Annotated in this window: 21 protein-coding genes, 12 tRNA genes and 2 rRNA genes (1 of these 35 running past the window's edge); 32 read left to right on the top strand and 3 right to left on the bottom strand. The window is 47.5% G+C overall.

Annotated features, from left to right (window positions below; genetic code table 11):
* The 28 genes from SY83_RS05775 to SY83_RS23775 form a co-directional block, all read left to right on the top strand.
* A 23S ribosomal RNA gene (locus tag SY83_RS05775) occupies positions 1-2,411 on the top strand (it extends 516 nt beyond the left edge of the window).
* Between the two features lie 146 nt (positions 2,412-2,557).
* A 5S ribosomal RNA gene (gene rrf / locus SY83_RS05770) occupies positions 2,558-2,674 on the top strand.
* Positions 2,675-2,728: 54 nt separating this feature from the next.
* Positions 2,729-2,804: transfer RNA gene (locus tag SY83_RS05765), tRNA-Asn, on the top strand.
* Between the two features lie 3 nt (positions 2,805-2,807).
* Positions 2,808-2,883 (top strand) — tRNA-Thr (locus SY83_RS05760).
* 15 nt (positions 2,884-2,898) lie between these two features.
* Positions 2,899-2,973 (top strand) — tRNA-Glu (locus SY83_RS05755).
* 74 nt (positions 2,974-3,047) lie between these two features.
* Positions 3,048-3,120, top strand: a tRNA-Val gene (locus SY83_RS05750).
* 10 nt (positions 3,121-3,130) lie between these two features.
* Positions 3,131-3,206 (top strand) — tRNA-Thr (locus tag SY83_RS05745).
* A gap of 10 nt (positions 3,207-3,216) precedes the next feature.
* Positions 3,217-3,291 (top strand) — tRNA-Gln (locus SY83_RS05740).
* 14 nt (positions 3,292-3,305) lie between these two features.
* Positions 3,306-3,381: transfer RNA gene (locus tag SY83_RS05735), tRNA-Lys, on the top strand.
* Between the two features lie 44 nt (positions 3,382-3,425).
* Positions 3,426-3,506 (top strand) — tRNA-Leu (locus tag SY83_RS05730).
* 26 nt (positions 3,507-3,532) lie between these two features.
* Positions 3,533-3,607, top strand: a tRNA-Gly gene (locus SY83_RS05725).
* A 23-nt stretch (positions 3,608-3,630) separates the two neighbouring features.
* Positions 3,631-3,707: transfer RNA gene (locus SY83_RS05720), tRNA-Arg, on the top strand.
* A 16-nt stretch (positions 3,708-3,723) separates the two neighbouring features.
* Positions 3,724-3,800: transfer RNA gene (locus SY83_RS05715), tRNA-Pro, on the top strand.
* A 7-nt stretch (positions 3,801-3,807) separates the two neighbouring features.
* Positions 3,808-3,878 (top strand) — tRNA-Gly (locus SY83_RS05710).
* A 162-nt stretch (positions 3,879-4,040) separates the two neighbouring features.
* Positions 4,041-6,830, top strand: coding sequence for a phosphoenolpyruvate carboxylase (gene ppc / locus SY83_RS05705; protein WP_068605114.1), 2,790 nt, complete (start codon positions 4,041-4,043; stop codon positions 6,828-6,830).
* A gap of 69 nt (positions 6,831-6,899) precedes the next feature.
* Positions 6,900-7,472, top strand: coding sequence for an RNA polymerase sigma factor SigW (gene sigW, locus SY83_RS05700; RefSeq protein ID WP_068605112.1), 573 nt, complete (start codon positions 6,900-6,902; stop codon positions 7,470-7,472).
* 73 nt (positions 7,473-7,545) lie between these two features.
* Positions 7,546-8,151, top strand: coding sequence for a zf-HC2 domain-containing protein (locus tag SY83_RS05695; RefSeq protein ID WP_068605109.1), 606 nt, complete (start codon positions 7,546-7,548; stop codon positions 8,149-8,151).
* A gap of 187 nt (positions 8,152-8,338) precedes the next feature.
* A complete protein-coding gene (cdaA, locus tag SY83_RS05690; protein WP_068605107.1) occupies positions 8,339-9,181 on the top strand; it encodes a diadenylate cyclase CdaA in 843 nt (280 codons plus the stop codon).
* A complete protein-coding gene (locus SY83_RS05685) occupies positions 9,178-10,875 on the top strand; it encodes a CdaR family protein (RefSeq protein WP_068605105.1) in 1,698 nt (565 codons plus the stop codon). The genes cdaA and SY83_RS05685 overlap by 4 nt, the downstream gene beginning before the upstream one ends.
* Positions 10,876-11,381: 506 nt before the next feature.
* A complete protein-coding gene (gene glmM / locus SY83_RS05680; RefSeq protein WP_068605103.1) occupies positions 11,382-12,722 on the top strand; it encodes a phosphoglucosamine mutase in 1,341 nt (446 codons plus the stop codon).
* A gap of 204 nt (positions 12,723-12,926) precedes the next feature.
* Positions 12,927-13,187 (top strand): hypothetical protein, encoded by a 261-nt coding sequence (locus tag SY83_RS05675; RefSeq protein WP_197479985.1) that lies wholly within the window; start codon positions 12,927-12,929, stop codon positions 13,185-13,187.
* Between the two features lie 286 nt (positions 13,188-13,473).
* The gene (gene glmS / locus SY83_RS05670) at positions 13,474-15,303 is read left to right on the top strand and encodes a glutamine--fructose-6-phosphate transaminase (isomerizing) (protein WP_068605099.1); all 1,830 of its coding nucleotides are present in this window, start codon (positions 13,474-13,476) and stop codon (positions 15,301-15,303) included.
* A 166-nt stretch (positions 15,304-15,469) separates the two neighbouring features.
* Positions 15,470-15,673: a helix-turn-helix domain-containing protein gene (locus tag SY83_RS05665; protein WP_068605097.1), complete on the top strand. Its 204-nt coding sequence runs from the start codon at positions 15,470-15,472 to the stop codon at positions 15,671-15,673.
* A gap of 343 nt (positions 15,674-16,016) precedes the next feature.
* Complete coding sequence (locus tag SY83_RS05660) at positions 16,017-16,376, top strand: cupin domain-containing protein (RefSeq protein WP_068605095.1); 360 nt, start codon at positions 16,017-16,019, stop codon at positions 16,374-16,376.
* A gap of 332 nt (positions 16,377-16,708) precedes the next feature.
* Positions 16,709-17,107 (top strand): VOC family protein, encoded by a 399-nt coding sequence (locus tag SY83_RS05655; protein ID WP_231891386.1) that lies wholly within the window; start codon positions 16,709-16,711, stop codon positions 17,105-17,107.
* A 405-nt stretch (positions 17,108-17,512) separates the two neighbouring features.
* On the top strand, positions 17,513-17,926 hold the full coding sequence (locus SY83_RS05650; protein ID WP_068605088.1) for a hypothetical protein: 414 nt from the start codon (positions 17,513-17,515) through the stop codon (positions 17,924-17,926).
* A gap of 168 nt (positions 17,927-18,094) precedes the next feature.
* The gene (locus SY83_RS05645; RefSeq protein ID WP_068610922.1) at positions 18,095-18,289 is read left to right on the top strand and encodes a hypothetical protein; all 195 of its coding nucleotides are present in this window, start codon (positions 18,095-18,097) and stop codon (positions 18,287-18,289) included.
* Between the two features lie 41 nt (positions 18,290-18,330).
* Positions 18,331-18,585 carry a DUF2651 family protein gene (locus tag SY83_RS23775; protein ID WP_068605086.1) on the top strand — a complete coding sequence of 85 codons (255 nt, stop codon included), beginning with the start codon at positions 18,331-18,333 and terminating at the stop codon, positions 18,583-18,585.
* Positions 18,586-18,677: 92 nt separating this feature from the next.
* On the opposite strand, the gene SY83_RS23770 is transcribed toward SY83_RS23775, so the two are convergent.
* The 3 genes from SY83_RS23770 to SY83_RS05625 form a co-directional block, all read right to left on the bottom strand.
* Entirely contained in the window at positions 18,678-18,917 is a 240-nt protein-coding gene (locus SY83_RS23770; protein WP_407944624.1) for a hypothetical protein, read from the bottom strand.
* Between the two features lie 67 nt (positions 18,918-18,984).
* Positions 18,985-19,800: a DNA polymerase III subunit beta gene (dnaN, locus tag SY83_RS05630; protein ID WP_068605076.1), complete on the bottom strand. Its 816-nt coding sequence runs from the start codon at positions 19,798-19,800 to the stop codon at positions 18,985-18,987.
* Positions 19,801-19,823: 23 nt separating this feature from the next.
* On the bottom strand, positions 19,824-20,060 hold the full coding sequence (locus SY83_RS05625; protein WP_068605074.1) for a ribbon-helix-helix domain-containing protein: 237 nt from the start codon (positions 20,058-20,060) through the stop codon (positions 19,824-19,826).
* Positions 20,061-20,372: 312 nt separating this feature from the next.
* Here SY83_RS05625 and SY83_RS05620 point away from each other — a divergent pair, with 312 nt between their 5' ends.
* From SY83_RS05620 to SY83_RS05610, 4 genes are all read left to right on the top strand, one after another.
* Positions 20,373-21,452, top strand: a complete 1,080-nt coding sequence (locus SY83_RS05620; protein WP_068605072.1) for a hypothetical protein — start codon at positions 20,373-20,375, stop codon at positions 21,450-21,452.
* Between the two features lie 141 nt (positions 21,453-21,593).
* Positions 21,594-22,043 carry a hypothetical protein gene (locus SY83_RS05615; RefSeq protein ID WP_068605071.1) on the top strand — a complete coding sequence of 150 codons (450 nt, stop codon included), beginning with the start codon at positions 21,594-21,596 and terminating at the stop codon, positions 22,041-22,043.
* 18 nt (positions 22,044-22,061) lie between these two features.
* Complete coding sequence (locus SY83_RS23255) at positions 22,062-22,388, top strand: M10 family metallopeptidase domain-containing protein (protein ID WP_197479984.1); 327 nt, start codon at positions 22,062-22,064, stop codon at positions 22,386-22,388.
* Positions 22,389-22,458: 70 nt separating this feature from the next.
* Positions 22,459-23,100 (top strand): hypothetical protein, encoded by a 642-nt coding sequence (locus tag SY83_RS05610; protein WP_068605069.1) that lies wholly within the window; start codon positions 22,459-22,461, stop codon positions 23,098-23,100.
* The last annotated feature ends 261 nt before the right edge of the window (positions 23,101-23,361 follow it).

Genomic DNA, 23,361 nt, shown 5'->3' with positions numbered 1-23,361 from the left:
AAAGGTGAAAAGGACCGCGGGAGCGGAGTGAAATAGAACCTGAAACCGTGTGCTTACAAAAAGTCAGAGCCCTCTATATGGGTGATGGCGTGCCTTTTGTAGAATGAACCGGCGAGTTACGTTCACGTGCAAGGTTAAGGTGAGAAGCCGTAGCCGCAGCGAAAGCGAGTCTGAATAGGGCGACTAAGTACGTGGGTGTAGACCCGAAACCGAGTGATCTACCCCTGTCCAGGGTGAAGGTGAGGTAACACTCACTGGAGGCCCGAACCCACGCATGTTGAAAAATGCGGGGATGAGGTGGGGGTAGCGGAGAAATTCCAATCGAACTCGGAGATAGCTGGTTCTCCCCGAAATAGCTTTAGGGCTAGCCTTGGATTCTAGAGTCGTGGAGGTAGAGCACTGATTGGGTGCGGGGCCCGCCAAGGGTTACCAAGCTCAGTCAAACTCCGAATGCCATAGACTTATAGCCAGGAGTCAGACGGTGAGTGCTAAGATCCATCGTCAAGAGGGAAACAGCCCAGACCATCAGCTAAGGTCCCCAAGTGTGTGTTAAGTGGGAAAGGATGTGGAGTTGCACAGACAACCAGGATGTTGGCTTAGAAGCAGCCACCATTTAAAGAGTGCGTAATAGCTCACTGGTCGAGTGACTCTGCGCCGAAAATGTAACGGGGCTAAACACGCCACCGAAGCTATGGATTGATCGTAAGATCAGTGGTAGGGGAGCGTTGTATGTGGGTTGAAGGTGTACCGTAAGGAGCGCTGGACAGCATACAAGTGAGAATGCCGGTATAAGTAACGAAAAGACAAGTGAGAATCTTGTCCGCCGAAAGCCTAAGGATTCCTGAGGAAGGCTCGTCCGCTCAGGGTTAGTCGGGACCTAAGGCGAGGCCGAAAGGCGTAGTCGAAGGACAACAGGTTGATATTCCTGTACCACCGTAAGCCGTTATGAGCAATGGGGTGACGCAGAAGGGGAACGTTGCGGACTGATGGAAGTGTCCGTCCAAGCAGTGAGGCTGATGTGTAGGTAAATCCGCACATCGTAAGGCTGGGCTGTGATGGGGAGCGAAATATAAGTAGCGAAGAACATGTACTCTGGCTGCCGAGAAAAGCCTCTAGCCAGGTGATGGTGCCCGTACCGCAAACCGACACAGGTAGGCGAGAAGAGTATTCTAAGGCGCGCGGAAGAACTCTCGTTAAGGAACTCGGCAAAATGACCCCGTAACTTCGGGAGAAGGGGTGCCTCGGTAGGGTGAATAGCCCGAGGGGGCCGCAGTGAAAAGGCCCAAGCGACTGTTTAGCAAAAACACAGGTCTGTGCGAAGCCGTAAGGCGAAGTATACGGGCTGACGCCTGCCCGGTGCTGGAAGGTTAAGGGGAGCGGTTAGGAGCAATCCGAAGCTGTGAACCGAAGCCCCAGTAAACGGCGGCCGTAACTATAACGGTCCTAAGGTAGCGAAATTCCTTGTCAGGTAAATTCTGACCCGCACGAATGGCGTAACGACTTGGGCGCTGTCTCAACGAGAGATCCGGTGAAATTTTAATACCTGTGAAGATGCAGGTTACCCGCGACAAGACGGAAAGACCCCATGGAGCTTTACTGCAGCTTGATATTGGACTTTGGTACGATCTGTACAGGATAGGTGGGAGCCTGAGAAGGCGGAGCGCAAGCTTCGCCGGAGGCGCCGTTGGGATACCACCCTGATCGTATCGGAGTTCTAACCTGCGCCCGTGAAACCGGGCGAGGGACAGTGTCAGGTGGGCAGTTTGACTGGGGCGGTCGCCTCCTAAAGAGTAACGGAGGCGCCCCAAGGTTCCCTCAGAATGGTTGGAAATCATTCGAAGAGTGCAAAGGCATAAGGGAGCTTGACTGCGAGACATACAGGTCGAGCAGGGACGAAAGTCGGGCTTAGTGATCCGGTGGTACCGCATGGAAGGGCCATCGCTCAACGGATAAAAGCTACCCTGGGGATAACAGGCTTATCTCCCCCAAGAGTCCACATCGACGGGGAGGTTTGGCACCTCGATGTCGGCTCATCGCATCCTGGGGCTGAAGTAGGTCCCAAGGGTTGGGCTGTTCGCCCATTAAAGCGGTACGCGAGCTGGGTTCAGAACGTCGTGAGACAGTTCGGTCCCTATCTGTCGTGGGCGCAGGAAATTTGAGAGGAGCTGTCCTTAGTACGAGAGGACCGGGATGGACGTACCGCTGGTGTACCAGTTGTCTCGCCAGAGGCATCGCTGGGTAGCTATGTACGGACGGGATAAGCGCTGAAAGCATCTAAGCGCGAAGCCCCCCTCAAGATGAGATTTCCCAATCAGTAAGACCCCTTGAAGACGACGAGGTTGATAGGTTCGGGGTGGAAGTGCAGCAATGCATGGAGCTGACGAATACTAATCGGTCGAGGGCTTATCCAAATTATCTGAATTAACAGGTTAACGCGTAGTTTTACATTCATTCCTATTCAGTTTTCAGGGTGCAAACCTTGAGCGGGATCTTTTCTCGCAGCGATTTCGAGAAGCTTATGCTTACGAAGTCAGTTTTGCTAAAGCAAAACTCTTAGTTTGGTAACAATGGCGAAGGGGAACCACGCGTACCCATCTCGAACACGACCGTTAAGCCCTTCAGCGCCGATGGTACTTGGACCGCAGGGTCCTGGAAGAGTAGGACGTTGCCAAGCGAACAATACTCTAACGTTACTCTAACTTCTAGCAGTAGCGTTCGAGTACTCTATTCCCTGATAGCTCAGTTGGTAGAGCACTCGACTGTTAATCGAGTTGTCACAGGTTCGAGTCCTGTTCGGGGAGCCACTTGCTCTCATAGCTCAGTAGGTAGAGTGCATCCATGGTAAGGATGAGGTCACCGGTTCGATTCCGGTTGAGAGCTCCATCTTCAACTTAGTAAGGCCCGTTGGTCAAGGGGTTAAGACACCTCCCTTTCACGGAGGTAACAGGGGTTCGAATCCCCTACGGGTCACCATTACAACTTTAGATTTAAATGCTCACTTTTTGGACAGACTGTACGTTATGAACAGCCTCTGTACCGGAAATTATGGAGGCTTAGCTCAGCTGGGAGAGCATCTGCCTTACAAGCAGAGGGTCGGGGGTTCGATCCCCTCAGCCTCCATTAATACCTTGCCGTTGTAGCTCAACTGGTAGAGCAACTGACTTGTAATCAGTAGGTTGGGGGTTCAAGTCCTCTCGACGGCACCAGTCATACCTTTGGGGATTAGCCAAGCGGTAAGGCAACGGACTTTGACTCCGTCATTCCAAGGTTCGAATCCTTGATCCCCAGCCATTTCTCTCTTATGAGAGCCATTAGCTCAGCTGGTAGAGCACCTGACTTTTAATCAGGGTGTCGTAGGTTCGAATCCTACATGGCTCACCATTTACCTTTAACCAGGTAAACCTATAACTTGCCTGTATTACTATGCGCGTGTGGCGGAATTGGCAGACGCACTAGACTTAGGATCTAGCGCCTATGGCGTGGGGGTTCAAGTCCCTCCACGCGCATACAATACCCCTTTACGGGGTACCTTGCGGAAGTGGCTCAGCGGTAGAGCATCGCCTTGCCAAGGCGAGGGTCGCGGGTTCGATTCCCGTCTTCCGCTCCATATTTATCACGAAACACAATAGTGCGCCCTTAGCTCAGCTGGATAGAGCGTTTGACTACGAATCAAAAGGCCAGGAGTTCGAATCTCTTAGGGCGCGCCATTCATTTTTATACATTCGGGATGTAGCTCAGCTTGGTAGAGCACCTGGTTTGGGACCAGGGGGTCGCATGTTCAAATCGTGTCATCCCGACCATTTATACGCGGGTGTAGTTCAATGGTAGAACTTTAGCCTTCCAAGCTAATAGCGTGGGTTCGATTCCCATCACCCGCTTTATAGTCACAATGAGAGAAGACCAAATGGTCTTTTTTTTGTGCGTATCTATATGTATATATGGTTATAAAATTTATGGATACAGAAGATTTTCTGTGCCAAATGTAGTATGATGGGAAGAAATGTTTGCAATTGTCGAACTATTTGGATGGAGGGGAAATCATGTCTGAAGTAGCAGTGGTGACAAGCAAGAATCAACCCAATAATCTGCTGCGGCGGGATGTTCGTTTCTTGGGAAACATACTGGGAGAGGTGCTGGTCCATCAAGGCGGAACCGAGCTTCTCGATATCGTTGAGAAAATCAGAGAGATGAGCAAGTCGCTGCGCGCGAACTATGTTCCCAGCTTGTTTGAAGAATTCAAGAACACGATCCGCGGCCTGGATTCAGAAAATCGGCATCAAGTGATCCGCGCATTCGCGATCTATTTCCAATTGGTTAACATCGCGGAACAGAATCACCGGATTCGCCGCAAGAGAGACTACGAGCGTACATCCGGCGAGAATATCCAACCGGGATCCATCGAAAGTGTCATCGTGGAGCTCAAGGACAGCAACATCTCCATTGAAGAAGTTCAGGAATTGCTTGAGGGCATATCCCTGGAGCTTGTGATGACCGCTCATCCAACGGAAGCAATGCGCAGAGCCGTATTAGCCATCCATAAACGGATCGCGGACGATGTCATGCTGCTGGACAACCCCACAATTACTTATAGAGAACGTGAACAACTACGCGAGAAGCTCCTGAATGAAGTCATAACGCTATGGCAAACGGATGAGCTGCGTGACCGTAAACCGACCGTAGTGGATGAAGTGCGTAATGGAATGTACTATTTTGACGAGACGTTGTTTAATGCCCTACCGGATGTGTATCAAGAGCTTGAACGCTGTCTGGACAAATATTATCCGGAGCACGCTTGGCATGTGCCGACTTACTTGCGATTCGGCTCTTGGATTGGCGGCGATCGGGACGGAAACCCGTCCGTAACGGCTAAGGTCACCTGGGAAACGCTGAAGATGCACAGACAACTGGTCCTGCGCAAATATGAAGAGATTCTCAAGCATCTGATGGGATTGCTTAGCTTCAGCACCAACCTGATTGAAATTTCACCCGAGCTGGCGGAATCCATTCGCAAGGACCGCGAGCAAGTGGAAACACGGAATATTGATATGTGGCGCAATGAGCGGGAGCCCTACCGAATTAAGCTTTCTTTTATGCGTGAGAAGCTGTTTAACACGAAAGTTGAAGGGATTTCTCCCGAAGCCAAATATAATAATGCGGACGAACTTATACAAGATCTTAAAATCATCGATCGCAGCTTGCGCAATCACTTTGCGGACTACGTAGCGGATACCGAATTGAAGAAAACCATTCGGCAGGTTGAACTCTTCGGATTCCATCTGGTCGCTCTGGACGTACGTCAACACAGCAAAGAGCACGAGAACGCGATGGCTGAGATTCTGGCGCATATGAACATCGTTAAGAACTACCCGGAACTGACGGAAGAGGCTAAGATTGAGTTGTTGCACGAGCTTCTTAAAGACCCTAGGCCGCTGACATCGCCTTACGCGCAATATACTCCTTCAACCCAGGAATGTCTGGATGTGTACGTTACAATTCAAGCCGCACAGAAGGAATTCGGGGTCGGCTGTATCTCGAGCTACCTGATATCGATGACGCAAGGGGCAAGCGATCTGCTTGAAGTGATGGTGTTCGCGAAAGAAGTAGGCCTCTATCGCAAAGATGCGGAAGGCAACGTCGTATGCACTCTGCAATCCGTGCCTCTGTTCGAAACAATTGACGACTTGCACGAAGCGCCGGCGATTATGGATACATTGTTCCAGATTCCTGCGTATAAACAAGGCGTGGAAGCCATGAACGGGCAGCAGGAGATTATGCTGGGCTATTCCGACAGCAACAAAGACGGCGGTATGATCACGGCCAACTGGGAGCTTCGCGTAGCGCTGAACGAGATTACCAATACCGGGAATGCGCACGGAGTGAAGCTTAAGTTTTTCCACGGCCGCGGAGGCGCTTTAGGCCGCGGCGGCATGCCGCTGAACCGCAGCATTCTGGCTCAACCGCCGCACACGCTGGGCGGAGGCATTAAGATTACGGAGCAAGGTGAAGTGCTCTCCTCCCGGTACGCGATGCAACCGATCGCTTACCGGAGTCTGGAGCAAGCCACATCCGCGCTGATCACAGCCGCGCTATTGGCGAAGTACCCGCAGAGCAACGCCCAAGAAGAGCAATGGAATGAGATCATTAAGGAGATCTCGGAGGTAGCACAGAAGAAGTACCAGGATCTGATTTTCCGAGATCCGGACTTCCTGACCTTCTTCAAGGAATCGACGCCGCTGCCGGAAATCGGCGAGCTGAATATCGGTTCGCGTCCGTCCAAGCGGAAGAATAGCGACCGCTTCGAGGATTTGCGCGCGATTCCATGGGTATTCTCATGGACGCAAAGCCGGTATTTGTTACCGGCCTGGTACGCGGCCGGTACGGCTCTTCAAAGTTATTACGAGGGCAACGAGGAGAAGCTGAAGATTTTGCAACAAATGTATGCCAAGTCTTCCTTCTTCCGCACCATGATCGACAGCCTGCAAATGGCTCTGGCTAAAGCAGACTTGATCATTGCCAAGGAATATGCCAATATGATTAAAGACAAGACAACGGAACAGCGAATTTTTGGCGGGATTCAGGAGGAATATAAGGTTACGTCGGAATTGATTATGCTGATTACAGGTCAGCAGGACATTCTGGATAACGTGCCTGTCATTCAGGAATCCATTCGCCTTCGCAATCCGTACGTTGATCCGCTAAGCTACATGCAAGTTCAGTTAATTACCGAGCTGCGTGCGTTACGCGAACAGGGAGAAGACGATCCGGACCTGCTGCGTGAAGTGTTGTTAACCATCAACGGCATTGCTGCAGGACTGAGAAATACAGGTTAATGATAAGATAGCCGGAAGCCTTAGCGGTTTTCGGCTTTTCTTTATTCGGATAACCGCAAGTTGGGGGACATGAAATTGATTGCAATGGATGCCCGCTTGGTGCGCCTCGCTCGGAACGGCGATCAAACGGCTTTCGCGGAGTTAGTTGAACTCTATAAGGACAAGATTTTTAATCTGGGCTACCGCATGCTGAACAATCGGCAAGAGGCGGAGGATGTCACGCAGGAAACGTTCTTGCGCGTGTATTCCAACCTGGAAAAGTATGATGAAACACAGAAGTTCTCGACGTGGATCTTTCGCATCGGGACCAATTTGTGCATTGACCGTTTACGCAAAAAGAAGCCAAGCTACTCCCTGGACGCGGAGCTGAACGACGGCGAAGGCACGGACATGTACGCGATGCTCGCAAGTCATGATCCCGGTCCGGAGAACCAAGTGTTGCTTACGGAGACGCAAGATTCTATTCGCAAAGCGATCGACAGCTTACCGGCCAAGTACAAATCAGCAGTCATCCTGAAGTATCTGCATGATCAGTCGCTGCAGGAAATCAGCGATATTCTGGGTATTCCGGTGACGACGGTGAAAACCCGGGTGCATCGGGGACGCGAGTTTTTGCGCAAAAAGATGGAAACAAATTTATGAAACAAATATGTAACTCATTCGTATGGTATAGAGCAGATTGATTTTTACGACGGAATGAAAGGAGTGGCCACGGATGGATTGTCGACAAGCCAACTCTTTAATACACAATTATTTGGACGGGGATCTGGATCCGGAATCAAGTGTGAAGCTGAACAGTCATCTGAGAGAATGCGCAGCATGTAACGCTCATTTCAAGAAACTCGAGCATACCTCGTTCATGTTAGGCTCCATGGAGCCAGTGAAAGCGCCGGATGACTTCACCGCCAGATTGATGGCGCAGCTACCCGCCAAGAAGCAACAGAATAATGTACAGAACCGCGTGCTCCAATGGGTACGCAGACATCCGGCTGTTTCAGCCGCCGCGGTATTCTTCCTCATCATGATGAGCAGCTTCATGTCCCTCTGGAACCAGGAAGGCGAGCTGGTGGTGAAGGGCGCGGATTTAAGCCAAGTGGTGATTCAAGGGGATACGGTGATTGTGCCGGAAGGACATAAGGTTGCGGGTAATCTCACGGTTGAGAACGGCCGCACGGAAATATACGGTGACGTAGAGGGAAACCTGACGGTCATTGACGGCAGCATGAACTTGGCCTCCACCGCCCATATCTCAGGCCAGATCGATACCGTGAATCAAGCGCTGGACTGGATTTGGTACAAGATCGGCGAATGGTTTAAGTGATGGATTTGCTTGATCTAAGATGACTCCCGAAGTAAGGTTTCGGGAGTTTTTTTATTATGTTACAATAAGATTACAACTGGAAATCGAAGGGTACTCCCGATTCATAGGGAAGACGCCTTTGGTGAATAGTAGAGCGTAGAGATCCATTTATTGTGCGCATAACGGGAATGATTACGGGGGTTCCTTCATGTTGGATTATTTTGAGGGCTATACTTGGCCGAACGCCATTAAAGATATTATTGATATTCTCATTGTGAGCTATGTAATTTATAAAATTATGATCTTGATTCGCGGAACGCGCGCGGTCCAATTGCTCAAAGGAATCTTTGTGCTCATTTCCACTTGGGCGCTCAGTATCTGGTTCAATCTGTACACACTGAATTGGCTGATGAACCAAATGTTCACCTTCGGGGTGCTGGCGGTCATTATCATCTTTCAGCCTGAGCTGCGGCGCGCGCTGGAGCAACTGGGCCGGGGGAAACTGTTCAGCCGGACGTCTACGGAAGAAGAGCAACTTTTTAACAAACGCATACAAGAGGTCATCACCACCGTCAATGCTCTATCCCGCCGCAAGATTGGGGCTTTAATTGTATTTGAACGGGAAACGGGGCTGACCGATTACATAGAATCCGGCATTTCCATGGAAGCGCAGATCAGCTCGGAGATGTTGATGAACATTTTTGTGCCGAATACGCCATTGCACGACGGCGCGGTCATTATCCGCAGGCAACTGATTATGGCCGCAGGCTGCTACTTACCTCTGTCGGAGAATCCGTTTATCAGCAAAGAGTTGGGCACACGCCACCGCGCAGCCATCGGGATGAGTGAAGTTTCAGATGCGATCTGTATCGTGGTCTCCGAGGAAACGGGGCAGATTTCACTGGCTATGAACGGACAAGTTGTCCGGGATATTAAAGAGGAAGCGCTGATTTCGAAGATGTTTGAGGGATTGCGCCCGGCTCAGAAGAACAAGAACAATAAACCTAAATTCAACTCTTCATTCTGGAAACGGAGGGATGATGAGCAATGATGGATAAATGGCTTGAGAACTCTACCGTTGTCAAAATTACTGCGTTGGTTCTGGGATTGTTGCTGTGGATGGTCGTTCATTTCGATGAGCAGAATACGCCGCGCGCCCAATTGCCCAAAACTCAGACGGTAACGGTAACGGACGTTGGCATTAATCAGGTCGGACTGGATGAAGGCGAGTATTGGGTGAGCAGTGTTCAGCCTTCGAAAGTCGCTTTGAAGCTGCGGGGGAAATCCTCGGTGCTGAATCGTCTGAACCCCGAGGATACGCGCGTAGAGCTGAATCTGAACGGAATTACGGAAGGGATTCATACGTTGCCGCTGCGCGGGGTTTCGCAAGTGAACGACGTGGATATTGTCGAGATTCTGCCCGCGACGGTAACCGTGCGCGTGGAAGCGATGCAGAAGAAAGAAATGCCTGTACAGATCAAGCTTAAAGGAGCGCCCGCGGATGGATTTAAGGCGGGGGAGCCTGTTATTAATCCGAACAAGGTGTATGTGCTACTGCCAAGCAGCATGCAGGATTCCATTGAGCAAGTCGTGGGGACCGTGGATTTGGAAGGGTTGAATGAAGCGGTTCGTAACCGGCGGGTGAAGCTGGTTGCTCTGGATCGCAACGGAAAGCGCGTGGATGCGGTTATTACGCCTTCCATCGTGGAAGTCGAGGTGCCGATTACCTCTCCGCTGAAAACGGTACCTCTGCAGGTGAAGCTGACGGGACGCATGCCGGATGGATACGCCATCGCATCGCTTACACCGAACGTGGATCATGTTACGGTTTACGGCCCGCAGGATGTACTGGATCCGTTGGAACTGTTCGACGGTTTGCAGTTGGATCTAAGTGCCTTAAAGTTGACGAAGGACGCGCAAGTGGCCTTGGATATCCCGCTGTTGCCGGGCATGGAGAAAGTAGAGCCGGCACAGGTGGAATATACGATCAAGGTGGTACAGTCGGCGAAGCGGACGCTGGCGAATGTGCCGGTGACAATTGTAGGTCAGAACGATGAGTTCACGACCCGCATCGCGGAGCCGGCCGCGGGCACCATTGATGCGGAAGTGGAGGGTGCTCCGACACTTCTGGATGGGCTGACTCGGCGGGATGTGCAGGCGATCGTGAATGTGACGGACCTGCCGCCGGGTCTGCACACCGTGCCTGTCATCCTGAACCCGCCGAGCTTGATTTACCCGAGCGCGGGGTTCTCGGCGAGGGTGCAGGTGGAGATCAAGGCGAAGCAGGTGGATTCGGAGGGCTCTGTACCGACGATTAAGGATCAGGAGCCTGATCTCTCGGGGGTGCCGTCGGAGGCGGGCGACGACGAGGGCGCCGCGACGGGCTCCGGTGGCGCGGCTGGCGGAACCGGCAGTGCAGGAGGCGGCAGCAGTAGCGGCGGCGGCACGAAGCCGGGCGGTGGCGGCAGCGGCAGCGGCGGTACGAAGCCGGGCGAGACCGGTGGCGCCGGCGGTGTGAAGCCGGGCACGGGCGGTGCCGGGAGCGGCAACAGCGGCGGTAACGCCGGCGGCACGGGCAGCGGTAACGCAGCGGGCAACGGCGGCACGGCCGGGAGTGGTTCGGGCGGCGCGGGAGCGGGCTCTGGCGGCGACGGAGACGCTGGGTCGGGGGCCGGTAACGGCGGTACCGACTCGGAAGGTGTCGGCGGTGACGCCAATGGCGATGCAACCGGTGAAGGCGACTAAGCTGGAGCAGGCAAGGGACAGAATGGTGCCGGCTTATGGCATCGATGGCGGAGAGTAGCTCAGTGCCCGTTTTAAGTAGCAGGAAGCGGTTGTAAAGTTGCCCTGTCGGAAGTAAACAATTACGTTGTCCCGCGTCATTCGTCGCATAGCAAGGGGTACGTCATCGGTGGCAGCAGCAGTGCAACTTGTCGCCCGAATCTGCCGTCTAACGAATCGTGATAGCGTTAAATGGGCTCAAGGAGCCATTTTGAAACTTTAACGAATCGTGGTAACGTTAATGGGGTATTTTGATGGAAAAGTCGTGTTTAATTGGCCTAATAGCGCTATCACGATTCGTTACAATCCGAAAGGTTTCCAATAAGTCCGGATAGCGTTATCAGGATTCGTTAGCGGCTTGAATATTTTGACATGGAACCGGGGGAGCCGGCATAGCGTTTGATATTACAGAGTTGAGCGAATAGATAAGACACATTGAACATGAACCTTAAGGAGCGTATGGAACAGATATGGGGAAATATTTCGGAACAGACGGCGTCAGAGGCGTCGCCAATCAGGAGTTAACAGCAGAGCTTGCTTATAAAATCGGCCGATGCGGAGGGTACGTCCTGACGCGGCAGGCGGATAAACCGAAAGTGATTATCGGACTGGATACGAGAATTTCCGGTCCTATGCTGGAGGCGGCGCTGGTTGCGGGACTTCTGTCCATCGGCGCGGATGTCATTCGCATCGGCGTCGTATCCACGCCGGCGGTAGCTTACCTGACCCGCACGATGGGCGCGGACGCGGGGGTCATGATTTCGGCGTCCCACAATCCGGTACAGGATAACGGGATCAAGTTTTTCGGCGGCGACGGCTATAAGCTGTCGGATGAGACGGAGCTGGAGATTGAGCGTCTGATGGATGCTGAGATCGATGAGCTGCCGCGCCCGATCGGCGGCGCGCTAGGCACGGTAATGGTGGATGAGCAGGCGAAATACACGTTTCTCGAGTTCCTGAAGACGACGGTGACGACGCGTTTCGACGGCTTGAAGGTTGTACTGGATTGCGCGCACGGATCCGCGTATCAGCTGGCCCCGAAAGTGTTCCGCGATCTGGGAGCGGAAGTGATTACGCTCGGCGCCGAGCCGAACGGCCTGAACATTAATGACGGATGCGGCTCGACCCATCCGGAGTTCCTGCAGGCCGAAGTCGTGAAGCACGGCGCGGATCTGGGTCTGTCGTTCGACGGCGACGCGGACCGGTTGATCGCTATAGACGGCACGGGCGCGGAAGTGGACGGCGATTTCATCTTGTGCATTTGCGCGGATGCGATGAACCGCAAAGGCAAGCTGAACGAAAGCACCGTCGTGACGACGGTGATGAGCAACATCGGCTTCTTCAAAGCTGTGAAGGAGCTGGGGTTGAAGACGGCGCAGACGGCTGTCGGCGACCGCTACGTGATGGAGGAGATGCGCCGCGGCGGGTTTAACCTGGGCGGAGAGCAATCCGGGCACGTGATCTTCCTGGACTACAATACCACGGGAGACGGTATTCTGACGGCGCTGCAACTGGTGGCTACGGTGAAAGAATCCGGCAAATCTCTTGCTGAGCTTCGGACGATGATGACCAAGTTCCCGCAAGTGTTGCTTAATGTACGTGTACAAGATAAGAGCAAGCTTGGCGGTAATGCGGCCGTGGAGAACGTGATTCGCGAAGTTGAAGAAGAGATGGGCGAGAACGGCCGCGTGTTGGTGCGTCCTTCCGGCACCGAATCGCTGATTCGCGTGATGGCCGAAGGCCCGGACAAGGCTACTGTGGAAGCGCACGTAAACCGCATTGCCGAAGTGGTGAAGGCGGAGTTAGTATAGATTTTTGCGAATAGAGAATGGCGCTCGCCTGAGTTAGAGGTGAAGCGCCATTTTTGCGATTGGGGGCGGTGGGATTACGGATCTGTTTTTCTACGGGATTATTTAAAGAGGGGCCAGCGGAATAGAGGCGGTTTCGTGGGTGATTCAAGCGGATTCGCCGTGTTTACATGAAATAAGTTGCATCTTGGTGTCAAAATGCATAAGATGTTACTATGTCATTCTAATATAGACAGGTGGATTGAGGTTACAGAAGCAACACAAGCGCCAGAACTGCGAAGGAATTGTGCGGACGCGGACGGTGTGACGACGATGGTGTCGGACGCAGCAGCCGGGTTTCATGGGTACGGAGCAGTTGACGAGGTGGAGGGGTTCGAAGTTTTCGGCGGGGGCCTCCCGGCTTACGCATCCGAGCCGAAAGTTGGAAACAAAACGTTACGGGCAACCGGGCGGACAAAGTTCCAATGAGGATGCTGAATAGAGGATTTAGATGCTAGCGTAGGATCGGCAAACAGTGGCTTTGTCGAGCGTTAGTATGGTTATGTGTGTATTTTAACGAGCGTGATTGATATAGATGGATTTGGTGTGTCTGCTTATGGAGCAGGTGTGTTGAAGTGTGTTTATTTTTGCGCCCAAATGGTGGCGGGTAGCTAGAAGTCTGTCTTTTTTGCTGAAAAAAGAGGCTTCGGAGGCTTGGTTTTGTATTGTCTATTTTAGGGGAAATTAAATTTATCATTCATCGGAGGCAAAATATATGTGTGGAATTGTTGGTTATATCGGTCATCGGGATTCACAGGCGATTTTAATTGAAGGGTTGAAGAAGTTGGAATATCGCGGTTACGACTCCGCTGGGATTGCCGTGTTCACGAAGAACGGGCTGGAAGTGAAGAAGGCGAAGGGCCGTTTGGCGAATCTGGAGTCGGAGCTTGCGGGTGCGCCTCTGGAAGGTTCCGCGGGCATCGGGCATACACGTTGGGCTACGCATGGTAAACCGTCTGATGTGAACTCCCATCCGCATACGGACAATTCGTCGAAATTCTCGGTTGTGCATAACGGGATTATTGAGAACTACCTGGGTCTGAAGGAAGAGTTGCAGGCGAAAGGCCATGTGTTCGTTTCGGAGACGGATACGGAGGTTATCGCTCATTTGGTGGCGGACGAGTATGACGGCGATATCGTTGCTGCGGTGCAGCGTGCTGTGGCTCGGATGCGCGGCGCTTATGCGCTTGGCGTGTTGACGGAGTATGAGCCGGACAAATTGGTGGCGGTGCGCTATGCGAGTCCGTTGGTGATCGGGATTGGCGAGGGCGAAAACTTTATCGGATCGGATATTCCGGCGATTTTGGAGCATACGCGTAATGTATTTATCCTGAACGACGGAGATATGGCCATTCTGACAAGAGACGGCATCGAATTGCGTGATCTGACAGGAAATCTTATTTCTCGGGAAATATTCCACGTGGATTGGGACCTGGTAACGGCGGAAAAAGCCGGATTTGATCACTTTATGTTGAAAGAAATTTATGAGCAGCCGAAAGCTTATCGCGATACGATGGGCGCGCGTCTGAATGATACGGGGAACCGGGTGGTGTTGCCGGAGTTGACGATGACGGAAGAGGACATTCGTTCGATTCGCAACGTGCATATCGTGGCTTGCGGAACAGCGTACCATGCCGGTCTGGTGGGCAAAAGCGTGATCGAGAAGCTTGCTCGCATCCCGGTGGAAACCGATGTGGCTTCGGAGTATCGTTACCGTGCGCCGATCATTACGAAAGATACGCTGGTCATCGTGGTTTCCCAGTCCGGTGAGACGGCGGATACGTTGGCTGCGCTTCGTGAAGCACAACGTTGCGGAGCACGTGTGTTAGCGATCACTAACGTGGTGGGTTCGTCTGTTGCACGTGAAGCGAATGATGTGATTACAACTTGGGCGGGTCCTGAGATTGCGGTTGCTTCCACCAAGGCGTACACGTCGCAGTTAATCGCGTTCTATCTGCTGGGTCTGTACATGGCTCAAGTATTGGGCACGGTGGAAGATGCGGTTGTATCGGAAACGATCACGGCGATGCAGGCTTTGCCGGAGCAAGTGGAGGCGATCCTGGAGCAGGCCGAAGTGTTGAAGGGAATCGCCGAGGCGGTGTCCACGCATGACAACCTGTTCTTCATCGGACGAGGTCTGGATTATGCGGTAGCAGTGGAAGGTTCTCTGAAGCTGAAAGAGATCTCCTACATTCACTCCGAAGCTTATGCGGCGGGTGAACTTAAGCACGGTACGTTGGCGTTGATCGAAGAGGGTATTCCGGTGATCGCGCTGGCTACACAGGAAGAGCTGTTCGAGAAGACCGTCAGCAACATCAAGGAAGTCAAAGCGCGCGGCGCGCATGTCATCGGCGTGGTGAACGATGGGGATGTGGAGCTTGCGAAATCGGTTGACTCGACGTTCGCGATTCCAAAGACGCTGGCTCTGTTGACGCCGGCGTTGGCGGTGGTGCCGTTGCAGTTGCTGAGCTACTACGCGTCTCTGGCGCGTGGTAACGATGTGGATAAGCCGCGGAATTTGGCGAAGTCGGTGACGGTGGAGTAGGGCTTTCAAACGGTAAGTAATATCTGATTCATTACAATAAAGTGTTGTTCTAAACAATAAAGTTTTGTTCTGAGCAGTAAAATTACAATTAAGTTTTGTTCTAAACAGCATGGGCCGTCCTACAAGGTGAGGACGGCCCAATTTTCGTTTTAAATGGAGGTCAAAGATGAATACAATTGGTGAGAAAGTTAAAGCCATTCGAAAGAAGCACAATTTGAATCAGATTGATTTCGCTGATACCATTGGGATTTCACAGGGTAGATTAAGTGAAATCGAGCAAGGGAAGACAAAACCGTCTGCGGAGACTCTTAATGAATTAAGAAAAAAATTTTATGTTGATTTGAATTGGTTATTTGACGAAGATGATTAGGAACAAGGGATCTACACATTAAGTTAAATGCCAACAGAAAGGAGATCGGACAAAAGTGCCGATCTTCTTTCTGTTTTCATTAGCTTACCCAAATATGATTAAACCCAATAGGGAGTGTTCAGCCAACCTGCGGGAGCGTTTTTTTATTGAACTAACGGGCAGGATACTTCCAATACATGATACGATAGATTACTAAAGCCTCAAAGAGCCTGGGAAGATTGTTTATCATCGGGTACAAGAGCACAACAACAGCAGGCTACCTGTAATTGTTGGCCTGTTCCGCTAACAGTACACGTTAAGTCGAAGAAAACGATTTTGTTACATAAAGAGAGGGAGTAGTGTATTGAAAATATTTCGTTTCGATTCCGAAGTCGGCAAACAAATTACCGCCTTTGGAAGCATAAATTTATCGATGTCTAAAATAATTAGATCTGATGGTGAGTTTCATATAGGATGCATGCACCTTGCTCCTAGCGCAGTAGTTGGTGGTCACGTTGCGCCTTCAAATCAGTTATTTCTTGTAGCTCAGGGAGAAGTGCAGGTACGCTCGGGAAGTGGGGACCATAACTGGACACTGGTGAACGAGGGGCAAGCTGTATATTGGATGAAAGGCGAATGGCACGAAACCAAATCAATTCAAGGAGCAATGGCTTTTGTCGTTGAGAATCTTGGAAATGAACCTGAGAACATGCCGGAGGCATAAGAATACAATCAACACCTTTCCGGTTCTATACGACGGGGAACTATAGTTCAACCTAACTTGGAGCAGTTTGCCGGTGGCAGCTGCTTCATTTTTGGGGTCGGACCAGTCTTCAGTTTATTGACCTTAATATATTTCTACCCGTACCTGCGCAAATAATTAAAGAACCTTGCTCATACGACTTTAAACCTTTCATATTTGTATCGCACAATGTTAAAATATTTGCCACCTAGAAAAAACAGGATGAAAAACGCGTTACTATTGGCGTCGTGTGAGATATCAAATTTCATTAGGATTCAAGCTGATGTATGAAGTGATCAAAACAACATGAAAGGGTGAATCAATTGGGATTACTACATCATATCGAGATTTACGTATCAGACCTCGAACGTTCGGCTGAGTTCTGGGGGTGGTTTCTGTCAGAGCTTGGTTATACGCCATATCAGCAGTGGAAAGAGGGTCGTAGTTGGAAATTAGGAGACACCTACCTTGTATTTGTTCAAGCAAAAGAAAAGCACTTGGATGTGCCGTACAATCGTTGTCGGGTAGGACTCAATCATTTGGCATTCCATGCAATTTCGAGAGAACAAGTGGACGAGTTGACTGTAAAGGTTTATTCCAAGGGAATGAACGTGCTTTACAAAGATAAGCATCCTTTCGCGGGCGGAGAAAATTATTATGCTCTGTTTTTTGAAGACCCCGACCGAATAAAGGTAGAATTAGTTGCTCCTTAAGGTGCATCTACGCACTTCACACAGATAGAATTAATTTTTCGAAAATAGTCTATAATCCCACATATCCTGGCGTACATCAGCTATGGGGCAGAAATGTAATTCGATGTGTCACAGTCCCTAAAAATAAGAATTCTGTGGTGTTCCATGTACGCATGGGATTTGTTAATCAGCCACATGAACAAGAGTTTGATGGTTTGCCTGTATGGCCCTAATTATGATGGTCGTGATGGTGCTAGGGTAGACTTCAAAAAGGTACTTAAAAGTAAAGGATTGAGCTAACTGGGTAGCGCGGCAGCTGGCCAAGGAGTCCGGCTACCGTCTCCACCCTAAAGGGCAGAATAGTTGAAGAGGGATTAAACAAGAGAGAATGAAATATTGAACTGAGTAGACATTTCGGAGGATAAAATGTTTAAACGCATTGATGCAACATGTTATATGACTGGCGACAAGTTTTCACCAGAATTGCTACAGCAAAAAACAAATTGGCAACTGCAATCCATATCAGAGGTTGGCGATGTCCGGACATTAGGGCCTTCAAAAGGCAAACCGCTAACTTATGGTGCGGCAGAATTACGTCCTCCCGACGACTTGCCATATGATGACGATGTGGAAATTGGTTTACACTGGGTTGTTAATGCAGTCTTGCCATTCAAAAAATACATCATAGAATGTGGAGCAGATTATGTGTATTTGGACATCGCAGTTTATTTTGAAGGTCAGTGTAACTTGGCTTTCGAACCAGAACTAATAAAGAAAATAGCGGCGTTAGATATGCCATTTTGGATTAGTTGTTATGAGTACGATGACGAAGTTAGATAGCAGCTCACTCAACTAACTGGAAACGATAGCATAATAACACAGCAAAGGCTGCAGATCCCATTGAGCAGCAGCCTTTATTTAACCTAACGGGCAGGATAGTTCCAATATATGGTACAATGTAGTAAGTTTGGTTTTGGGAAAAAATCCTTAGTCAAGGAGCGATGTAAGGTGAAACTAATCAAAAATTTTGCAATAACCGTTGCGAGTCTGATTGGCGATATGTGGCTTGGATTAGGTATAAAGCCAGAGGTTTACGACAAGCGAAGCAGTATGAAAACCAATGTCGGTTATATTCTTTTTATCCTATTGGCTGCATCAGTTGCAATCACATCAGTTGTTTGGTTATGTTTACGGATTTATTAAATTTGTAGTAAGAAAAACATTATTATGTATAGGGGTTAATTATGATAAATGTACTAACACAAATTCTAATAATTTATCCTGTTATAATTCTTTTGCTAAGTATTGTTGGATATTTACTCTTGAAAAATGCTTATATCGTGCCTCTGTTGGTTTTCATTTTCTCTGTCGTTATTATGTATCAATTTTATAATACTACTTTTCTGGTTTGGGTCTTTGTATATACATTGTTATCATTGATTATTAGTGTTGTTTCAAAGCGTTTGTACTCTTTGTACAAAGCAACATATCAAATCTAACGAAATTAGAAGATAATTTCTAACACTTCGACCCATAATGGCTTTAAGCTAACGTAAACGATAGTTTAATACAGGAAGTTAGTGAGGTTGTCTCATTTATTATGTGTCCTCACTGGAGTAATCAAGAATAGAGAGGACATGAGCGAATCATCTGGAAGTAAGACAATGGGACTATTTTGCCCTGCATATCTTATTCGGATGCTCGGACAATCTATGTTACGAAGTATATCGATAAAAAACTTTCCATTAAGTGATATGATAAATTCTTCACCGAGCATCTGTAGTAATGGAACTTCATTTTCAATATCCCCGATTTCAGCTGTTTTGGACAATAGTTTTAAAGTATCTGCAGTCGCTACTAATCTAATAATGTTTTCATTTGCCAATACAGTTACGCCTTCACATCAATCGTGCTTTATCGACAAAGATTTCACATAGATATGATTGAGGTATCACATTCTTTATGGAAGGAAAAGTTCCTTCAATAAGAGCAGATTCGACTTTTAATCCATTTGTCATAAATGTCACTCGGTTCTTGCTTATCTCAATTTCAGTCATTTCATCTGTGTCACTTAACATTTTTGATAACTCAGAGAGATTTTTTGCTGGAATAGTAACGTTAAGACTGTCATTTGTATTACCTTTAATATGCAACGTTCGGGTGGCAAGGCGGACTCCGTCAGTAGCAATTAAGTTCAGGGAGTTACTATGGCATTGGAAGGCAACTCCCGTTAATATCGGTCTAGTCTCGGACGTTGATGCCACTATCGTTACTTGTTTAAGAGTTGACCTAAACAAGGCACTATTCACTTGCAGCTTACCAGGAGAAAGTCCCTCCGCGTTATGACTAAAGGGGAATTCTGCTGAGTCCATTCCGCATAAACGCACTTGAGCATGACCTGATATAATCGTAAGAATCAATTGCTCTTTAATTTCAAGTACAATCAACTCATCATCATGTTTACGAATAACATCGTAAAAATAACGTGATGGTATTACAATAGCCCCTGTTCTTTTCACAGTCAAAGAAGCACAGTCTTGAGGAATCATAGACTGTATTGTCATACTTGTATTACTTGCAGTAAAACTAACGCCATCTGCACCGGCTTGAATGTTTATCCCTTGGAGTATAGGTATTGGGCTATTCACTGCTACAGCTTTTATTACGTGCTGCACGGCCTTCATAAGAGAATCTTTTGTTATCTCAACCAGCAAAGACCTCACCTACCTGGAACAAATTATTGTGAAAAGTAGGACTCAAGAATATTACGAATAACCTCCGAACGAGAAACTTTATTATCTGTGCAATGATCGTCAATTTTATTCCATGTCTCCTCTGTCAGGGTTAAAGATACTTTCTTAGTCACACCTATCCCCTTTCTTCCTGATCCTTCACGATGACCACCTCTTGAGAAGACAAAACCTAACTGACCTTCTTTATTAGAGACACCAACTTTAATGTTATTAGTTTTCATATACTACACTCCATATTTTGATTAAATTGATTTAAGTAACCTCAATCAAAATGCTTTATAACTTATTTTATCATACCCTTTTATTGATTTACAGTATTTTCAAAAGCGTTTTATGAGAAACATCTCCTAGTCGGTCGATGGAAGCAAGAATAAAAGGACATAAGGACTGTAATTAGAGTCTATAGTTGTAGGCAGCTCCTTTAAGCTAAAGGGCAGGTTAACGTAACAACTACGCTTTCAAAGTTTTTCGCCATTATATGATTTTTAATATTAAAATATATATATATAATGATAAGAGTGAGAGTGATTTAGATGAATGAGTTTGAAATCGTGCCACATACTGGCGGAAAACTGAGGATTATTCCTTCGCAGAATTCAGTTGGATTTCACCACCAATCTAACCATGCTGCCTCCATGTTTCAATTAGGCTTTTCTTTAGTTGATCACTCGTTAAGTTATGTACCTATCGGCGGTTTAGGAACAAATAACATGCCCAATGGATCAGTTCCAATCTATATGTTCTCTGACAGTGAAGGATTTTTTGGAAGGACCTGCCCAAACTGTAATGGTTATTTTAGGACGGATTCGGGCATTGAGGAATTTTACTGTCCGTATTGTTCACATTTAGACAATACATTAGCTTTCAATACAGCGAATCAGCAAGCGTATATTCAAACTTATATAGAAACCATAGTTACCGCGATCATTAATAAGACAGATATCGAAATCGACCTCGATGAGATGGTTGCCAATCTGCCTAACAATAAATCCCCTTTCGTTTACGCGGAAGAAAGACAACAACGACATAATCAGTGTAAGGAATGCAAAATAAGGTATGATATTATAGGCGAATTCGGCTGCTGTCCAAATTGCGGAAAATTGAATGCTTTTGAAGTTTTCAATGAAAAATTGGCTAAATCATTAAAACGGTTGAACAATGCTTCAAGCATTGAAACAGATAAGGAACTTCAACACACCGAATACGCAGAAATACTGAAAAACTGTGTATCTGATTTTGAAGCTATGGCTAAAAAAATCCGCGTTGAGTTACTTAGAATCCCCGCGACGCCTAATAGAAAAGAAGAGCTCAAGAAATTAAATTTTCAACGTGTAAATGAGGCAAACGAAAAATTAACTAAGTGGTTTGATATTGACTTCTTTAAAGCCCTATCTGAAAAAGATAAACTATTTATCAATATTTGTTTTCAACGAAGACATATCCTCACACACAATTCAGGTGTTGTTGATGAAAAATACATTCGAGACACTAATGACCAGACAGTCAGATTAAACCAAAAGATAAAAATAGACAAAGACGAAGCAAGTAAGCTGATCGATATAACTCGAACGATTGCAAAGAGATTATTTGATAGTTTTGAAAGTATCAGTTAGGCGAGACCAATCTATCAAACGAACGGGAAACTGACGAAGTTGCCAAGAATACATATAGCAGCCTCGTTAAGCTAAAGGGCAGGATTGCTTCATTGCTTCACGAATTATTAACTAAGGAAATAGCCCAATATGGGGGATTAAATGAGTATAGAAGAATATAAAAATAACGATGATTTTCAACTGTATGATTCGGTAATAAAGAAGATAATAGTTGACCACGAAAACAAATCGATTGAGTTTCACTTTTTAAAGGTTGTTGGGCGGGTTGACCGAGGTAAACATAATTTCACTTACAAGGTTAGGGAAGCAATATTAACTTTCTCAGGTGTCGTATACGCTAAATTGCCTTATTGTATGGAATTTGATGAATGGAGCGAATTTTATCGTTCTGCAATAGTTAAATCTTCACGGATATTAGAAAGAGTCCCTGAGCGAGCAAAGTCAAACAAACTACTTCATCATGTTTATTTAGGAATTGACAACGGAAATGTATATAACGAACATGATATAGTCTGTTCGAGCTATTCAATGGAACTAGGATCAAACGAATACATTTTACATGATGATTTTGATTGGTTGTACGAAGAATAACACGATCCTGTGGTTCTAGTGACCTGGGATGTTGCTACTGAAGTGGGGTTCGCTACATCACCGTCAGGACAAAAACGTGTTAGTAAAATTACTAGAACAGTTGGGTATTATGTCTGGGATGCTAACGCTAATAACCCAGCACCAACTTACAGTTATACTTTAAATAAATGGAAAGCTATAGCTGCACATGAGTTTGGACACGCAGCTGGATATGGAGGCCATGATACAACCGCAACCTCTTCTGCAAAGGCCTTAATGTATCCCGCTACAAATATTTATTATGACAGCTGGGGAATTATGGCGCCAACTGCTAGGGATGGAGCACATATGAGAAATGTATATTAGACACGTAGCAACATATTTCACATATGTTACGTTTAGAAAATACTTACTTAAATTGAAAGGGTGACAATCCATGAATAACAAAAAGAAAACCATAAGAAACTATATTATTCTGAGCCTTGGTCTTGTAGCTGTTATCAGTACGGCAATTGGCGCAAACATATTTGACGGGACTTCACAAGCTCTTGTAAATAATACTACAACTCCTAATACTAGTGTTCAAACAGTTAGTGCTGAAGGTATGTTAAAACATACTGAAACAATTGCCAAAAAGTATGAAGGTAAAATTGATGCCACTTATGGGGATGGAGTTAACAATCTACAGGAGCTGAAAGAGAAGGCACAATTCATTGTTCGAGGTAAAGTTATTCAACAAGAAAACAATAATGCAATGACAGTTACTAATTTAATTAAAGTAACAAAGGCTTATAAAAATGAGGTTTTAAAAGAAATTAAAGTACTTCAAGTTGGCCAAATTGGTGGTGAGGAAGTTTTAGAGAAAGATAGTGAGTATATACTTTTCTTGAATCCTCAAGAAGGTCGAGTAAATGAGTATTATGTAGTAGGGGCCAATGTTCAAGGTCAATTTAAACATGATCAAAATGGCAATTCACTTGACAATCATGACTTGAAGTTACTTAAAGAAATTCAAAATAAATCATTGAATGACGGAACATCAGAGTTAAGCGCCATGGAAAACTTTATAGCGAACTAATAAAAAATGGGATAGCCTTACTATTGGCTATTCCCATTTTTTATTATGCGTAACCAGAAGCTAAGACGCATGATTTTTCAGTATGATAATCTTACCTGATGACAAGCACCTCTTAAAGGGTGTTAGACGAAAATAACCTCGTACCGGAGTCGCTCGTTTTTGTGCAATGAACAAAATTAACGCTCTACAGGAATCCTAACGGGACACGATAGTTAAATAAAGGAAGTAAACGAGGCTGCCGCGAATATGTACGGCAGCCTT

Origin of the sequence: Paenibacillus swuensis (assembly GCF_001644605.1) — a bacterium.
GTDB classification, from domain to species: Bacteria; Bacillota; Bacilli; order Paenibacillales; family DY6; genus Paenibacillus_N; species Paenibacillus_N swuensis.
This window is presented reverse-complemented; position numbering and strand designations above follow the sequence as displayed.

Excerpts from the sequence above, each read along its gene's own strand:
- SY83_RS23775 (WP_068605086.1), top strand. The coding sequence starts at position 18,331 with ATGATAAATGTACTAACACAAATTCTAATAATTTATCCTGTTATAATT.
- glmS (WP_068605099.1), top strand. The coding sequence starts at position 13,474 with ATGTGTGGAATTGTTGGTTATATCGGTCATCGGGATTCACAGGCGATT.
- SY83_RS05695 (WP_068605109.1), top strand. The coding sequence starts at position 7,546 with ATGGATTGTCGACAAGCCAACTCTTTAATACACAATTATTTGGACGGG.
- SY83_RS05625 (WP_068605074.1), bottom strand. The coding sequence starts at position 20,060 with ATGAAAACTAATAACATTAAAGTTGGTGTCTCTAATAAAGAAGGTCAG.
- SY83_RS05665 (WP_068605097.1), top strand. The coding sequence starts at position 15,470 with ATGAATACAATTGGTGAGAAAGTTAAAGCCATTCGAAAGAAGCACAAT.
- SY83_RS05650 (WP_068605088.1), top strand. The coding sequence starts at position 17,513 with ATGTTTAAACGCATTGATGCAACATGTTATATGACTGGCGACAAGTTT.
- SY83_RS05610 (WP_068605069.1), top strand. The coding sequence starts at position 22,459 with ATGAATAACAAAAAGAAAACCATAAGAAACTATATTATTCTGAGCCTT.
- SY83_RS05620 (WP_068605072.1), top strand. The coding sequence starts at position 20,373 with ATGAATGAGTTTGAAATCGTGCCACATACTGGCGGAAAACTGAGGATT.
- SY83_RS05685 (WP_068605105.1), top strand. The coding sequence starts at position 9,178 with ATGATGGATAAATGGCTTGAGAACTCTACCGTTGTCAAAATTACTGCG.
- SY83_RS05615 (WP_068605071.1), top strand. The coding sequence starts at position 21,594 with ATGAGTATAGAAGAATATAAAAATAACGATGATTTTCAACTGTATGAT.
- SY83_RS05675 (WP_197479985.1), top strand. The coding sequence starts at position 12,927 with ATGTTACTATGTCATTCTAATATAGACAGGTGGATTGAGGTTACAGAA.
- sigW (WP_068605112.1), top strand. The coding sequence starts at position 6,900 with ATGAAATTGATTGCAATGGATGCCCGCTTGGTGCGCCTCGCTCGGAAC.
- glmM (WP_068605103.1), top strand. The coding sequence starts at position 11,382 with ATGGGGAAATATTTCGGAACAGACGGCGTCAGAGGCGTCGCCAATCAG.
- cdaA (WP_068605107.1), top strand. The coding sequence starts at position 8,339 with ATGTTGGATTATTTTGAGGGCTATACTTGGCCGAACGCCATTAAAGAT.
- ppc (WP_068605114.1), top strand. The coding sequence starts at position 4,041 with ATGTCTGAAGTAGCAGTGGTGACAAGCAAGAATCAACCCAATAATCTG.